Raw genomic sequence first — 14,836 nt, forward strand, 5'->3', positions numbered from 1 at the left:
GCGGTGCGCAGCGGGCGCCCGCCCGCAGCCGTGTCGTGCCGCATCTCCGTCCGTCGCTCCGGCGACCCGTTCCACGAGGAGTGACTCCATGGCCCAGACCGATCAGCAGGTCCTCACCGGCGTCCAGCGCGTCATCGCGGACCGGTCGCTCATCCGGGGATCGCGGGTGGGGCTGCTCACCAACTTCACCGGCACTGCGCCCGACCTCGGGAGATCGATCGATGCCCTGCGCGGCGCCGGGGTGCCGATCACAGCGTTGTTCGCTCCCGAGCACGGACTGGGCGGTGCTGCGCAGGCCGGCGCCGCGTCCTCCGCGGCGGTGGACGGACGCACCGGACTGCCGATCTACGACACCTACCTCGCCTCGTCCCAGGATCTCGACCTCATGCTCGCGGCGTCGGGCGTCGACGAGCTCGTCTTCGACATGCAGGACATCGGTGTGCGGTTCTACACCTACGTCTGGACGCTGTTCGATCTGATGCACAGCGCGGCGCGCATCGGCATCCGCTTCACGGTGCTGGATCGCCCCAATCCCCTCGGGGGCGCGCTCGCGGCCGGCCCCGGCATCGCGTCGGCCGAGTACGCCAGCTTCGTCGGTCGCACCGATATCCGACAACGACATGGCCTGTCCGCCGGTGAGCTCGCGAGGCTGTTCGTCTCGCGCGACCTCGCACGTGCGGGACTGGCGGTGGACCTCACGGTCGTGCAGATGCAGGGATGGGACGCGTCCCGAGGGTTCGCCGCGACCGGGACCATCTGGGTGCCGCCGTCGCCGAACATGCCCACCCTGGACACCGCCTACGCGTTCTGCGGGACGGGGCTGCTCGAAGGGACGACGCTGAGCGAAGGGCGGGGCACCACCCGTCCGTTCGAGATCGTCGGGGCACCGTTCTTGTCGGACGGTTTCGCGCAGACCGTGCGCGCACTCGGCCTTCCCGGTGTGGTGGTGCGCGAGGTGGAGTTCGAGCCGACCTTCCACAAGTTCGCCGGGGAGCTGTGCCGAGGCATCCAGCTGCACATCGTGGATCGGGTCGCGTACGAGCCCGTTCGGACCGCGGTCGAGATCCTCAGGCTGGCTCGCGCGGATGCTCCTGACGCGGTTCACAGCCTCGCGGCGGGGGAGCGGCTGGACCCCGGTGACCGCGGATACGCGCTGGATCGTCTGTGGGGCTCCTCGACGCTCCGTCGAGCCCTCGACGAGGAGGGTGACTTCGACTCGCTGAGCGTGTCGAGCACGCGTGTGGATGCGCTGTACGGGGACGACGTCCTGCTCTATCCCCGATAGATGTGGAAATGATTGCCGGTCGCGCTAAGTTGGATGAAAGTGCTTGACACACACTTGAGTGTGAAGGTAACTTCAGTCTCACCACCCGAAATCGCACCGATGCGACGAGTCAGGAGACGAGCATGGACACCACCATCCGGAGCTTCCGGGCCGGAGACGGGCCCGAACTGGCGGAAGCGTGGACGGCAGCGGCCCCCGGTGATCCGATGACGTACATGCGCCTCCGCGACCAGGTGCTGCTCGACCGGAACTTCGACCCGGAGGGACTGTTCGTCGCGGAGGCGGCGGGGCGCATCGTCGGTGCCGCGTATGCGGTCCGCAGGCTGATCGCCGCCGACGGCGACGACCTCGAACGAGATGCGGGGTGGATCCCCTTCTTCTTCGTCGTCCCCGGCGCGCGGTCGGCGGGGCTCGGCCGGCGGCTCATCGTCGCCGCCCTCACGTGGCTCCGCGACTCGGGGGCCCGGGCGGCGTACTTCTCGTCCTACACCCCCAACTACATCCTCCCCGGGCTGGATGAAGAGCGTTATCCCGAGGCCTCGCGGCTTCTCCGCTCGCTGGGTTTCGAGACGCAGTACAAGGCCGCCGCGATGGACCGGACGCTCACCGACTACGCCCTTCCGGAGCGGGTCCGGGATCGCGTGGAGGCGCTCCGCGCGGAGGGCTGGTCGTTCGGATCGCCCGACGGCGACGATCTCGTGGATCTCATCGGTATCGCCGGACGGCGCTTCAATGCGGACTGGGCCCGGGGGATCCGCGAAGGTGTGCTGGGTGGCCAGTCACTCGAGCGCATCGTCGTGTGCCGGGACCCCTCGGGCACCATGCTCGGCTGGGCGATGCACGGCACGTACGAGAACGTCCTCGAACGCTTCGGTCCGTTCGGGGTGCTGCCCGAGAGTCGGGGCACGGGGCTCGGCGAGATCCTGCTGCATCTGACCCTCGAGAGGATGCGCGCTCTCGGCGCGCACTCGGCGTGGTTCCTCTGGACGGAGGAGACCTCTCCGGCAGGTCACCTGTACCTCAAGACGGGGTTCTCGGTCACTCGCACCTTCACCATCCTGCACGCGCCTACCGCCGTCTGATCACGGCTCGATTCGAGAGGAAACCATGCGCACACAAGGAACCCGCCGCTTCGGACGATGGGCGCTCGCCGCCGCATCGCTGAGCGTCACCGCGCTCGCCCTGGCCGGGTGCACCGGCGCCGGTTCGGGCGACGACGGGGTCGTCAAACTGACTTTCCTGAGCCACTACGGCAGTGAGCCGTTCAAGTCCGGGTTCGGTGACTTGATCGCTCAATGGAACCAGGAGAACCCCACCATCCAGGTCGAGATGCAGAGCGTCGACTTCAACGACCTCCTCACCGCGTTGAACGTACGCCAGAGCGGCGGGCGCGGTGCGGACATCGTCAGCTCGTACGCCCTGTGGGGCGGCCAGCTGCTGCAGAACGGTGTCCTGGCCGCGCCCCCCGCCGATGTCGCCTCCGACATCTCCGACAACTACAGCGCCTCCGCTGTCGCCGCCGTCACCAGCGGCAGCGGAGAGATCCTCGGGTATCCCACCGAGCTCAACACCTATGTGCTCTTCTACAACAAGGATCTCCTCGCCCAGGCGGGCTTCAGCTCCGCTCCCAAGGACTGGGACGAGCTGACCAAGGCCGCCAACGCGACGACGAAGAAGGACGGGAGCGGGAACTACCTCGTCCAGGGGCTCTCGCTGATCCAGGACGGCGACAACCACACGGTCCATCCCTTCCTCTCGCTCCTCGACGCCGCGGGCGGCAGCTTCCTCGCGCCGGACGGCGGTTCGGCGATGGACGACAAGGCGCAGAAGGTGATGCAGTTGGAGTCCGACCTCGCCGCGTCCGGTGCCACCGACACCTCGATCATGCCCACCAAATCGTTCGGCAGTGGTGGGGTCGCCATGGCGATCCAGGCGGGGTGGTGGGTCGGAAGCCTCAAGCAGGAGCTGGGGGACGCGTACTCCAAGGTCGGCACGGCGCCCGTTCCCGGGCCCAAGGCCGGTGACGTCGGGTCGCTCGCGTACGCCTTCTTCACCGGAGTGAACTCGGGAAGCAAGCACCAGAAGGAGGCGTGGCAGTTCCTCGAGTGGCTCAACAGCCACAAGACCGACGACGGCACCACCGCGCTCGGCGAGTTCCTCGCATCGCAGGGTCTGATCCCGCCCCGCACGGCGGACGCGGATGCCCTCTCGCCGAAGTACCTCGCCGAGGATCCGAACCTCGAGCCGATCTACGCCGCCTCGGCGTACGCCATGGCCGAGTCGAACGCCGCCAACGCGTATGAGGCCAAGACCGCGACCAACAACGCGCTGACCGAAATCCTCGTCAACGGCGCCCCGGTGCCGAAGACGTTCGAGGGACTGGTCGCGGAGATCGACAGCCAGAAGAAGTGACCGACCGAGGGCGGGCCTGCGCGCCCGCCCTCGGCCGACCCGACAGGAGACCCCGATGGCCAACACCCTGATGACCGTCGCGCGGGAGAAGGCGGATGACCTGCTGCCGCGCCCCCCGCGGACGACGGCCTCCCGTGCTCGACGGTTCCGTCACGAAGCGGGGGCGGGGTATCTCTTCCTGTCGCCCGCGCTGCTGTTCTTCACCGTCTTCCTCATCCTCCCGACGTTCTTCGCCATCTACCTGTCGCTGTCCGAGTGGGGCGGGTACGACCTGTCCGGGATCCGTTTCATCGGGCTGGAGAACTATGCGCAGATCCTGCGATTCGACAGCACGTTCGTGGCTCCGATCCTGGTCAACACGTTCGCCTTCGCCCTCATCGCGGTCGTGCTGGCCGTCGGCGGATCGCTCGTGGTCGCCCAGCTCATCGAGCGGCTGCGCTTCCAGGGGTTCTGGAGGTTCCTCTACTTCTTGCCGGTGGTGGCCACGGTCGTCGCCATCGGCAACGTGTGGAAGATGATGTACCAGCCGGCGGGCCTCATCAACGCACTGCTCAACGCGCTCGGGGTCAACTCGGTGGGTTTCCTCTCCGATCCCTCGATCGCGCTCCCGTCCGTCGCCGTCGTCCAGGCATGGGCGTCGATCGGCGCAGCGGTCCTGATCCTCACCGCGGGCATCAAGAGCATCGACCGCACCGTGTACGAGGCCGCGGATCTCGACGGAGCCGGTCCGTGGCGCACATTCTGGAGCATCACCCTGCCCCTGCTCCGGCCCTCGCTCGTGTTCGTCCTCATCACCCAGGCGATCGCGGGGCTGCAGTCGTTCGCGCTCATCATCGTCATGACCAAGGACGGCGGTCCGGCCAACGCGACCAACGTCGCGGCGTTCGAGATGTATCAGCAGGCCTTCAAGTTCGGGGCATGGGGGACGGCCAGCGCGATGGCGATGGTGCTGTTCCTCATCATCTTCATCGTCACGCTGCTCCAGCTCTGGATCAGCCGCCGCAGAGGAGGTATCGACGAATGAGCACCGCCGTACGCAGCGCTCGCACGGGTCGCAGGACGCCGATCCCCTGGATCTCCTATCTCGTGGTCGTCATCGGCGGTATCGCCATGACCGTCCCCTTCCTCGATACGGTCTTCAGTTCGCTGAAGGGGCCGGGAGAGTACGGCCGGCTCCCCTATCGGTTCTTCCCCGCCGAGTGGACGTGGGACAACTACGCCTCGGCCGTCGAGCAGCTGCAGCTGGGGAAGCTGTTCGTCAACAGCCTGGCCGTCACCGCGGTCGTCACCGGCAGCGTCCTCGTGACATCCGCGATGGCCGGCTATGCCCTGGCCAAACTGCACTTCCGTGGTCGCGAGGTCATCTTCCGATTCGTTCTGGCGACCATGATGCTGCCGCCGTTCCTCCTGCTGATCCCGGACTTCCTGATCATGCTGAACTGGCCCCTGGTGGGCGGGAACAACATCCTGGGTCAGGACGGCGACGGGGGGATGACCAACTACCTCGCGGCACTCATGCTCCCGTTCCTCGTGAGCGGCTTCGGGATCTTCCTCATGCGCCAGTTCATGGTCGGCATCCCCGACGAGATGCTGGAGGCCGCGCGCATCGACGGTGCAGGGGAGTGGCGACTGTTCTTCAGCATCGTGCTGCCGCAGACCGGCCCCGTGGCGATCACGCTCGGGTTGATCACGTTCGTGGGCCAGTGGAACGAGTACATCTGGGCGGCACTCATCTCGTCGAGCAATCCCGACCTCATGACCCTGCCCGTCGGTATCCAGCTGCTGCAGAGCTTCATCGATCCTAACCGCACCATGCCGATCGTCATGGCGGGAATCGTCATCAGCACGCTCCCGGTGCTGATCGTCTTCCTGCTGTTCCAGAAGTACTACGTACGCGGCGTCATGCTCAGCGGCATGAAGTGACCACCCCCTCTCACTCGAACGGAGACCTCATGAGCAGAACCGTCCTCGCCATCGGCGGCCACATCGGTGACATGGACCTGACGGCGGGACCTACCCTCGCCAAGATGGTGCAGGAGGGCGATCGAGCCATCATCCTCGCCTGCACGTACGGCGAGCGCGGACACCCGCGGCTCAGCCCGGAGGAGTACCGGCCGCAGAAGGTGGCGGAAGGGGAGGCGTTCGCCGCCGGCATCGGCGCGGAGTTCCGCGTCCTCGACTACTCGGACGGCTTCCTCCCGGACGACGACTCGGCCGCCGAGCAGATCGCCGACATCATCCGCGTCGAGAAGCCTGCCGTCCTCATCACGCACTGGGTGAAGAGCATCCACCGCGACCACATCCGCGCAGCGGTTCTGGCGGAGCGGGCCCGCTTCCTGGCGTCGCTGCCCGTCGGGAGCCCGCACGGCCGCCACGGCGTATCGCAGGTCCTGCACGCGGACAACTGGGAGGATTCCCAGGACTTCCAAGCCGACGTCTACGTCGACATCCCGGATGCGGCCTTCGACGCGTGGCGATCGGCGATCGAAGGCCAGGCGTTCGCCCGCGGCGAGACGTACGGGTTCCGCTACATCGACTACTACAGCGCCACGATGCTCGCCAACGGGTGTCTTGCGGGCACCACTCGTGCCTGCCGGTTCGCCGTCGGCGACAAGGGTGCAGAACTCGCCGGACCGTGAGTCTGACGCGAGCGGCGCATCGCGTCCTGATGGCCTCGTTCGCGGGGCCCGGAAGCGGGACTGAGCGACGACTTCCCGAGTGGGTGCGGCGCGCCGTGGATGACGGGCTCGGCGCCCTCGCCCTCTTCGCCGACAACGTCGTCGGCGAAGAAGGGGCTGCTCCGCTCACCCTCGACGCGCATCGCGGGCGTGCGGGCATCATCGTCGCCATGGATGAGGAAGGCGGCGACGTCACCCGGCTGCACCACCGGAGCGGCAGCACGCGGGTGGGTGCGGGGGTCCTAGGGCGAATCGACGACGTGGAGTCGACCCGGAGCACGGCGGAGCGGATCGGAGCCGACCTGTACGAGCAGGGGGTCGACCTCGCGCTCGCGCCGGTCGCCGATGTCGGCTCCGACCCTCGGAACCCCGTCATCGGTGCGCGCAGCTTCGGGGGCGACCCGGTGCTCGTGGCGCGCCACGTCACGGCGTGGGTCGAGGGCGTCCAGCGCGCGGGGGTCGGCGCGTGTCTGAAGCATTTCCCGGGTCACGGCGACACGACGATCGATTCGCACGTCGGCGTCGCCCGCGTTCGCGCGGATGCGGGACTCCTCGACCGCCGGGACTTCACGCCGTTCCGGGCGGGCATACGCGCGGGGGTGCACGCGGTCATGGGGTCGCACGTGGTCGTCGAGGCGATCGATCCCCTGCGTGTCGCGACCTACAGTCCTGAGGCGACCCGTCTGCTGCGCGCCGCCCCCTCCGCGGGCGGCCTTGGCTTCGACGGAGCTCTGCTCACCGATGCTCTCGATATGGCGGGCGCTCGTGGTGCCGGTGACATCCCCGCGAGGGCGGTGTCGGCTCTCGCGGCGGGCGCCGACCTGATGTGCCTCGGGGCTCGCATCGACGAATCCACCTTCGTGCGCACCGTCGAGGGCCTGGAGCGCGCGGTGCGAACGGGAGCGGTGCCCGCGGAACGACTCGAGGAGGCGGCGGAGCGGGTGGATGCGCTGTCGGCTCGGCTGGGGCGCCTGCGTGACGTGCGCCGCGCCCCGGTCGTGGGAGCCCGAACCGATGAGCTCCTCGCCGCGCGCGCGATCACGGTCGACGGCGAGCTGCCGTCGCTGCGAGACGCGGTCGTCGTGCAGTTCGTGGGGCCGCACCACGGTGCCGTCGGCACGGTCGCCGGGTGGGGCCTCCCCACGGAGGGGCGCGTGCTCGCCGGCCGTACCCCGGCACTCGTCGGAGAGGGCGACCCGCTTCCCGAGACCGCGGGACGTCCCGTGGTCGTCCTGGTACGCAACTCCGTGCGGTCGCCCTGGATGCGTGATCGTGTGCGACGTCTCGCGCGTCGTGCACGGCCGGTCGTGGTGGTCGAGTTCGGAGCGCCCGATCCGGACCTGCCGGCCCCGACGACCTACATCTGCACGTGGGGCGCGTCCCGCGCGGTGGCGGCTCCGCTGGACACGCTGCTCGCCGATGCGGCTCGGTGAGGAGCGGTGGTGTGAGCGCCCGGGGCGGTAGCGGCTCGCTGACAGCCCCCGATCTCCTCGCATGGTGAACGGCGCGGAGGGGTCGGCCTGGTCGTCGCTGCGGGCGCGCGGCGACGACCTCGAGGAGCACGTGGCGGGCACGCCCGCCGGCGACGATCCGACTCCGCTCACGCGTGAGCACCTGTTCGACCTGGCCTCGGTGTCGAAGATCGTGACGGCGCTGGCCGCCCTGACCCTCGTCGACGAGGGTCGCATCTCGCTCGACGAACCGGTGCGCTCCCGCGTGCCGGTCGGACGCGGTCCGCATGCCGCCACGATCACGCTCCGCCATCTCCTGACCCATACGTCGGGTCTTCCCGACACGGTGACCGACTGGCGGGAGGGCGTCGTCGGCGAGGCGCTCCTCGAGCGGTGCCTGGATGCGCCCCTGACCGCGCGCCCAGGAGCGGTCCACCGCTACTCCTGCGTCGGCTACATCGCCCTCGGCCGGCTCATCGAGGAGGTCGCCGGACAGAGTCTCGACGAGGCGGTGGCCGTGCGAGTCGCCGGACCGGCCGGGGCGTCGACGCTGCGCTACGGGCCCGTTGCGGCGGACTCCGCCGTCGCGACGGAGTACCGGCCGGCCGGGCGCCTCGTGCGGGGCTCGGTCCACGACGAGCTCGCCGCGGCGGTCGGGATGCCGGTCGGCAACGCGGGGCTGTTCGGCACGGCGCGCGACGTCTTCCGCATCGCTGATGTCCTGCGCTCCGGAGGGCGGGGGCCGGGCACGCGCGTGCTCACCGCGGAGACGGTGCGCCGCGCGATCTCCCCGGGCGTCGAGGCGGCGGGGTACCGGCAGGGGCTCGGCCTTCGCGTCGGCGAGCGGAGCTGGATGTCCTCCGCTCACGCCGTCGGACACACGGGGTTCACCGGCACCGCATTCGAGGTCGATCCCGCCTCCGACACGATCGCGGTGCTGCTGACCAACCGCGTCCATCCCCGCCGCACCTCGGCAGAGGCCATCACGCGCGCCCGGGCGCGGTTCTTCGCCTGCGATGGGCGCGGAGACGACCGCGACGGAGGCGACCGTCGGAGTCGAGCGTGACGGCCGCCGCGGGTCACTCCACGACGGCGAGCGCGTCGATCTCGACGAGCATCTCCGCGCGCGGCAGGCCGGTGAACACCGTCGTCCGCGCCGGCAGCACGCCGCTCGACACGTGCGCGGTCACGAACTCGCCGTACGCCTCGTTCATGGCGGCGAAGTCGTCGCGCGTCGTGAGGTACACCCGCAGCATGACGACATCCTCGAAGCTCGCCCCGCCCGCTTCGACGATCGCCCGGATGTTCTCGAGCGTGCGTCGCGTCTGGGCCCGCACATCGCCCGCGAACTGGTACTCGCCCGTGGCAGGATCGACCGGCCCCTGGCCGCTCACCTGCAGCAGCGGACCCTTGCGCACGCCCTGTGAGAACGTATGGGCGGGGGCCGGGGCGGACGTGGTCTCGATGGGCAGCTTCACCCCTCCACGATATCGAGGCGTGCCCGTCACGCTCGCTGACGAAAGGATCCTCCCGTGATCCCCCGATCTCCGATCTCCGTCGCCGACAAGGCCTTCCCGCCGCACCTGTGGGGGGTGTCCCCGACCGACCTGGAGGTTCCGCTCTCCGCGTTCGCGACCCCGGTCGTGACCCTCGACGACGCCGCGATCGACCACAACACGACGCTCATGGCCGCGTGGGCGCGGCGTCACGGGTTCGCGCTCGCCCCGCACGGCAAGACGACGATGGCGCCCGCGCTGTGGCGTCGCCTGCTGGACGCCGGCGCCTGGGGCATCACCCTGGCGACCGGATGGCAGGCGCAGGTGGCCCACGCCCACGGCATCCCGCGGGTGCAGCTGGCCGCCCCCCTGCTCGATGCGGCGGCGTGGCGCTGGTTGCGCGACGCGCGCGCGGGCGGGTTCGAGCTCGTCTGCTGGGCGGACTCGTCCGAGGCCGTGGCGCGGATGTCCGCGCAGGCGACGTCCGCGGCCTCGCCTCCCGTCCCCGTGCTCGTGGAGCTCGGCGGGCAGGGCGGGCGCACGGGCGCCCGGTCGATCGCCGCCGCGCGGGAGGTCGCCGAGGCGATCGCCGCGGCGCCCGGCCTGGCCCTGGCGGGCGTCGCCGGGTACGAGGGGGCGATCGCCCACGATCGCTCCTCCGCGTCGCTCGCGGCGGTCGACGCGTACCTCGGCCGACTGGCGGAGCTCTCCGACGCCGTGCGTCCGCTCGTCGGATGGGGCGCACCGCCCCTCCTCAGCGCCGGCGGCAGCGCCTACCCCGACCGCGTCGCGGCCGTCCTGTCGGGGAGGTCCGAGACGGTCGTCCTCCGCGCCGGGGCGTACCAGATCCACGACGACGGGTTCTACGCCGGGATCTCGCCGCTCCGCGCGGAGCTGAGGTCGGCGATGCACGCGTGGGCGCGTGTCCTCTCGACGCCCGAGCCGGGGTTCGCGCTGCTCGACGCCGGTCGTCGCGACGTCTCGTTCGACGAGGGGCTGCCGCGGCTGCAGGCGGTGCATCCCGAGGGTGTTCCCCGCCGGGACGCGGACGCCCCCGTGCGGGCCCTCAACGACCAGCACGCGTTCCAGGCGCAGCCGGTCGATGGGCCCCCGCTCGTCGTCGGCGATGTCGTGCGCCTCGGCCTCTCGCACCCGTGCACCGTGCTGGACAAGTGGCGGCGGCTGCCGCTCGTGGCCGACGCGCGGGCATCCGACCCGGTCGTGATCGGCGCCGTGGACACGTGGTTCTGATGCTCCTGCACGACGTCGTCCTCGTCGACGGGACGGGCGCCCCGGCGCGGCCCGCCGACGTCCGCGTCCGCGGAGAGCGGATCGCGGTCGTCGCGGAGCGGCGCGGCCTCGCGCCGATGCCCGGGGAGCGTGTGATCGACGGGCGAGGACGTGTCCTGGCGCCGGGCTTCATCGACATGCACGCCCACTCCGACCTGGAGCTCCTCCGCCCCGGCGATCACGCCGCGAAGCTCGCCCAGGGGGTGACGACGGAGGTCATCGGCCAGGACGGGCTGTCGTACGCTCCCGTCGACGACGCCGCGCTGGCGGACATCCGTGCGCGCATCGCGGGGTGGCACGGCGATCTCCCCGATGCGGAGTTCACGTGGCGGGACGTCGGCGGGTACCTCGACCGGCTCGACGCGGGCGTCGCCGTCAACGCCGCGTACCTCGTGCCGCAGGGGAATCTGCGGATGCTCGTCGTCGGGCACGGTGCGCGGTCGGCGACCGCGGAGGAGATCCGACGCATGCGGGGTCTGCTCGCGGACGGGCTGCGGGCCGGGGCGTTCGGCATGTCGAGCGGTCTCACCTACGCGCCGGGGATGCACGCCGATCGGGAAGAGCTCGTGGCCTTGTGCCGCGTCGTCGCGGAGCACGGCGGCTTCTGGGCGCCGCACACGCGCGGATACGGCGGGGGTGCGCGGGAGGCGTACAGCGAGGCGATCGAGATCGCCCACGACGCGGGATGCGCCGTGCACCTGACCCACGCGACGATGAACTTCCCGTCGAACGCGGGACGGGCGGATGCCCTCCTCGCGCTCGTGGATCGCGCGATCGCGGACGGCGTCGACGTGACCCTCGACACCTATCCGTACCGGTCCGGGGCGACGACCCTCGCGGCGCTCCTCCCGAGCTGGGCCGCCGAGGGCGGCATCGAGGCGACCCTCGCGCGGCTGGAGGACCCCGGCGAGGCCGAGCGGATCCGCGTCGCGGTCGAAGAGACGGGGTCGGACGGCGCGCACGGCGAGCCCATCGACTGGGAGACGATCCAGATCTCCGGGGTGACCGATCCGGCACTGTCCGTCGCGGTCGGACGCACCGTCGCCGAGCTCGGGCGGTCGCGCCCGGTCGAGCTCGGGTCGCCGCCCTCGGCGTTCGATGCGGCCCTCGCGCTGCTCCGGCGTGACCGGCTGCGCACGGGCATCCTGATGCACGTCGGCCATGAGGGGAACGTGCGCCGGATCATGGCGCACCCCCGCCACATGGGCGGGAGCGACGGCATCCTCGTGGGCGACCGGCCGCACCCGCGGGGATGGGGCACGTTCGCGCGCTACCTGCGCCGATACAGCCGCGAGCTGGGCATCCTCGGGCTGGAGGAGGTCGTCCGGCACCTCTCGGGTGCGCCCGCGCGCCGCCTCGGGCTGGCCGACCGCGGGGAGGTGCGCGTCGGCGCAGTGGCCGACCTCGCCCTGTTCGACCCCGCTCGGGTGCGCGACGAGGCGACGTACGACGACCCGCGCCGGCCGGCGACCGGGATGGACCTCGTCCTCGTCGGCGGCCGCGTGGCCGTCGAGGACGGTCGGATCTCGGGCATCCGCGCCGGGAGGTCGCTGCGTCGCGCCGCGGCGCGGTGAGAGGTGATCGACTCGCACCCACACCTCCCTCAAAGTTGAGCCAATCCATATCAAGTTCACTTGACACCGAGATCGCGGCTCGGTAACGTGGCATGCATCAGAAGTTGAGCCCCTATGACTCAACTCCCCAGCTTTCCCAACAGCCACGAACAAGGAGAAACACACATGGCACGTGCAGTGGGTATCGACCTCGGGACGACGAACTCCGTCGTCTCCGTCCTCGAGGGCGGCGAGCCGAAGGTCATCGCCAACGCCGAAGGATTCCGCACGACCCCGTCGGTCGTCGCGTTCACGAAGGACGGCGAGGTGCTCGTCGGCGAGACCGCCAAGCGCCAGGCCGTCACGAACGTCGACCGCACCCTGTCGTCGGTCAAGCGCCACATGGGCACCGACTGGAAGACGCAGTCGATCGACGGCAAGCAGTACACGCCGCAGGAGATCTCGGCGCGCATCCTGCAGAAGCTCAAGCGCGACGCCGAGACGTACCTCGGCGACTCGGTGACCGACGCCGTCATCACCGTCCCCGCGTACTTCAACGACGCCGAGCGGCAGGCGACGAAGGATGCCGGTGAGATCGCCGGCCTCAACGTCCTGCGCATCATCAACGAGCCCACGGCCGCCGCGCTCGCGTACGGCCTGGACAAGGGCAAGGAGGACGAGCTCATCCTCGTCTTCGACCTCGGTGGCGGAACGTTCGACGTGTCCCTCCTCGAAGTGGGCAAGGACGACGACTTCTCCACGATCCAGGTCCGCGCGACCGCCGGCGACAACCGCCTCGGTGGCGACGATTGGGACCAGCGCGTCGTCGACTACCTGATCAAGCAGTTCAAGGACACGACCGGCGTCGACGTCTCGGGCGACAAGATCGCGCTGCAGCGCCTCAAGGAGGCCGCGGAGCAGGCGAAGAAGGAGCTGTCGTCCTCGACGAGCACCTCCATCAACCTGCCCTACCTCTCGCTCACCGACTCGGGCCCCGTCTCGCTCTCCGAGACGCTGACGCGCGCCAAGTTCGAGGACCTCACGAAGGACCTGCTCGACCGCACCAAGAAGCCGTTCAACGACGTGATCGCCGAGGCCGGCATCAAGGTCGGCGACATCGACCACGTCGTGCTCGTCGGCGGGTCGACCCGCATGCCGCAGGTCACCGAGCTCGTCAAGCAGCTCACCGGCGGTCAGGAGCCCAACAAGGGCGTGAACCCGGACGAGGTCGTCGCCGTCGGCGCCGCCCTGCAGGCCGGTGTCCTCAAGGGTGAGCGCAAGGACGTCCTCCTCATCGATGTGACCCCCCTGAGCCTCGGCATCGAGACCAAGGGCGGCATCATGACGAAGCTCATCGAGCGCAACACCGCCATCCCGACCAAGCGCAGCGAGACCTTCACGACCGCCGACGACAACCAGCCGTCGGTCGCGATCCAGGTCTTCCAGGGCGAGCGCGAGTTCACCCGCGACAACAAGCCGCTGGGCACCTTCGAGCTGACCGGCATCGCGCCGGCCCCCCGCGGCATCCCGCAGGTCGAGGTCACCTTCGACATCGACGCGAACGGCATCGTGCACGTGTCCGCGAAGGACAAGGGCACCGGCAAGGAGCAGTCGATGACCATCACGGGCGGCTCGTCGCTGCCCAAGGAGGACATCGACCGGATGGTGCGCGAGGCCGAGGAGCACGCCGCCGAGGACAAGAAGCGTCGCGAGTCGGCCGAGGTGCGCAATCAGGCCGAGACGCTCTCGTACTCCATCGAGAAGCTGATCAAGGACAACGAGGACAAGCTCCCCGCCGAGGTCAAGGACTCCGTGCAGGCCGACGTGGACGCCCTGAAGGCCGCGCTCGCGGGCGAGGACGAGGACGCGGTGAAGAACGCGTTCGACAAGCTCAACGCGTCGCAGTCTCAGCTCGGCGAGGCGATCTACGCCTCGCAGCAGGCGGCCGGCGAGCCCGCCGACCCGACGGTCGCCGACCCGGGCAACGGCTCCGTGCCGAACCCCGAGGAGGACGTGATCGACGCCGAGGTCGTCGACGACGAGGACGAGAAGAAGTAAGAATCGGAACATGAGCGACAAGGACTTCGACAACAACGAAGTCCCCGGTGACGAGGGGTCGGAGGCTCACGCCTCCGGCCCCGACTCGCAGGGGGACATCCCCACGGGCGACGACGGGCTGACCGTCGAGGACATCCTCGACGCACCGCAGACCGACGAGGCCGCCGTGGCCGAGGCCGCGCCCGAAGACCGGGACCTGCTGCTCGACCTGAAGCGGCTGCAGGCGGAGTACGCCAACTACCGCCGCCGCACCGAGGAGCAGCGCGAGATCGAGATCTCGCGAGCTCAGGGGACGGTGGCCAAGAACCTGCTTCCGGTGCTGGACGACCTCGACCGCGCCGACAAGCACGGCGATCTCGTCGAGGGATCGGCGCTCGCCGCGATCGCGGAGAAGCTCCGGGGCATCGTCTCCCGTCTGGGCGTCGAGACCTACGGCGTCGCCGGTGAGGTCTTCGATCCGCAGCAGCACGAGGCGATCTTCTACGCGCCCAACCCGGGCGGTGTCGAGGACGGCACCATTCTGGACGTCGTCGAGGTGGGCTACCGCCTCGGGACGATCGAGCTGCGTCCGGCCAAGGTCGTCGTCGCCGGTTCGGCCGAGTAACGGGAGGGG

13 protein-coding genes are annotated in these 14,836 nt (G+C 70.0%); 12 read left to right on the plus strand and 1 reads right to left on the minus strand.

The genetic code is table 11. The features are described from left to right. Positions 1 to 88 precede the first annotated feature (88 nt). The 8 genes from WFI00_RS05385 (at position 89) to WFI00_RS05420 (ending at position 8,892) form a co-directional block, all read left to right on the plus strand. Positions 89 to 1,285 carry an exo-beta-N-acetylmuramidase NamZ family protein gene (locus WFI00_RS05385; protein ID WP_336630447.1) on the plus strand — a complete coding sequence of 399 codons (1,197 nt, stop codon included), beginning with the start codon at positions 89 to 91 and terminating at the stop codon, positions 1,283 to 1,285. A 122-nt stretch (positions 1,286 to 1,407) separates the two neighbouring features. Continuing rightward, the gene (locus WFI00_RS05390) at positions 1,408 to 2,367 is read left to right on the plus strand and encodes a GNAT family N-acetyltransferase (protein ID WP_336630448.1); all 960 of its coding nucleotides are present in this window, start codon (positions 1,408 to 1,410) and stop codon (positions 2,365 to 2,367) included. A 25-nt stretch (positions 2,368 to 2,392) separates the two neighbouring features. After that, positions 2,393 to 3,697 carry an extracellular solute-binding protein gene (locus WFI00_RS05395; RefSeq protein ID WP_336642277.1) on the plus strand — a complete coding sequence of 435 codons (1,305 nt, stop codon included), beginning with the start codon at positions 2,393 to 2,395 and terminating at the stop codon, positions 3,695 to 3,697. 55 nt (positions 3,698 to 3,752) lie between these two features. Next, entirely contained in the window at positions 3,753 to 4,721 is a 969-nt protein-coding gene (locus tag WFI00_RS05400) for a carbohydrate ABC transporter permease (RefSeq protein WP_336630450.1), read from the plus strand. Then, the gene (locus tag WFI00_RS05405) at positions 4,718 to 5,620 is read left to right on the plus strand and encodes a carbohydrate ABC transporter permease (protein WP_336630451.1); all 903 of its coding nucleotides are present in this window, start codon (positions 4,718 to 4,720) and stop codon (positions 5,618 to 5,620) included. Before WFI00_RS05400 ends, WFI00_RS05405 begins: the two co-directional genes overlap by 4 nt. Before the next feature lie 29 nt (positions 5,621 to 5,649). Further along, positions 5,650 to 6,336, plus strand: coding sequence for a PIG-L deacetylase family protein (locus WFI00_RS05410; RefSeq protein WP_336630452.1), 687 nt, complete (start codon positions 5,650 to 5,652; stop codon positions 6,334 to 6,336). Further along, the gene (locus WFI00_RS05415) at positions 6,333 to 7,808 is read left to right on the plus strand and encodes a glycoside hydrolase family 3 N-terminal domain-containing protein (RefSeq protein WP_336630453.1); all 1,476 of its coding nucleotides are present in this window, start codon (positions 6,333 to 6,335) and stop codon (positions 7,806 to 7,808) included. Before WFI00_RS05410 ends, WFI00_RS05415 begins: the two co-directional genes overlap by 4 nt. 61 nt (positions 7,809 to 7,869) lie before the next feature. Continuing rightward, positions 7,870 to 8,892: a serine hydrolase domain-containing protein gene (locus WFI00_RS05420; protein ID WP_336630454.1), complete on the plus strand. Its 1,023-nt coding sequence runs from the start codon at positions 7,870 to 7,872 to the stop codon at positions 8,890 to 8,892. A gap of 13 nt (positions 8,893 to 8,905) precedes the next feature. Here WFI00_RS05420 and WFI00_RS05425 read toward each other — a convergent pair whose 3' ends face one another. Further along, positions 8,906 to 9,304: a RidA family protein gene (locus tag WFI00_RS05425; RefSeq protein WP_336630455.1), complete on the minus strand. Its 399-nt coding sequence runs from the start codon at positions 9,302 to 9,304 to the stop codon at positions 8,906 to 8,908. 54 nt (positions 9,305 to 9,358) lie between these two features. Between WFI00_RS05425 and WFI00_RS05430 the strand changes: the two genes are divergently transcribed. From WFI00_RS05430 to WFI00_RS05445, 4 genes are all read left to right on the plus strand, one after another. Next, a complete protein-coding gene (locus WFI00_RS05430) occupies positions 9,359 to 10,573 on the plus strand; it encodes an amino acid deaminase (protein WP_336630456.1) in 1,215 nt (404 codons plus the stop codon). Then, the gene (locus tag WFI00_RS05435) at positions 10,573 to 12,186 is read left to right on the plus strand and encodes an N-acyl-D-amino-acid deacylase family protein (RefSeq protein ID WP_336630457.1); all 1,614 of its coding nucleotides are present in this window, start codon (positions 10,573 to 10,575) and stop codon (positions 12,184 to 12,186) included. The genes WFI00_RS05430 and WFI00_RS05435 overlap by 1 nt, the downstream gene beginning before the upstream one ends. A gap of 165 nt (positions 12,187 to 12,351) precedes the next feature. Then, a complete protein-coding gene (gene dnaK / locus WFI00_RS05440) occupies positions 12,352 to 14,223 on the plus strand; it encodes a molecular chaperone DnaK (protein ID WP_336630458.1) in 1,872 nt (623 codons plus the stop codon). A 10-nt stretch (positions 14,224 to 14,233) separates the two neighbouring features. Then, the gene (locus tag WFI00_RS05445) at positions 14,234 to 14,827 is read left to right on the plus strand and encodes a nucleotide exchange factor GrpE (RefSeq protein ID WP_336630459.1); all 594 of its coding nucleotides are present in this window, start codon (positions 14,234 to 14,236) and stop codon (positions 14,825 to 14,827) included. Positions 14,828 to 14,836 lie beyond the last annotated feature (9 nt).

It is taken from the genome of Microbacterium sp. MMO-56, from assembly GCF_037146215.1.
GTDB lineage: Bacteria > Actinomycetota > Actinomycetes > Actinomycetales > Microbacteriaceae > Microbacterium.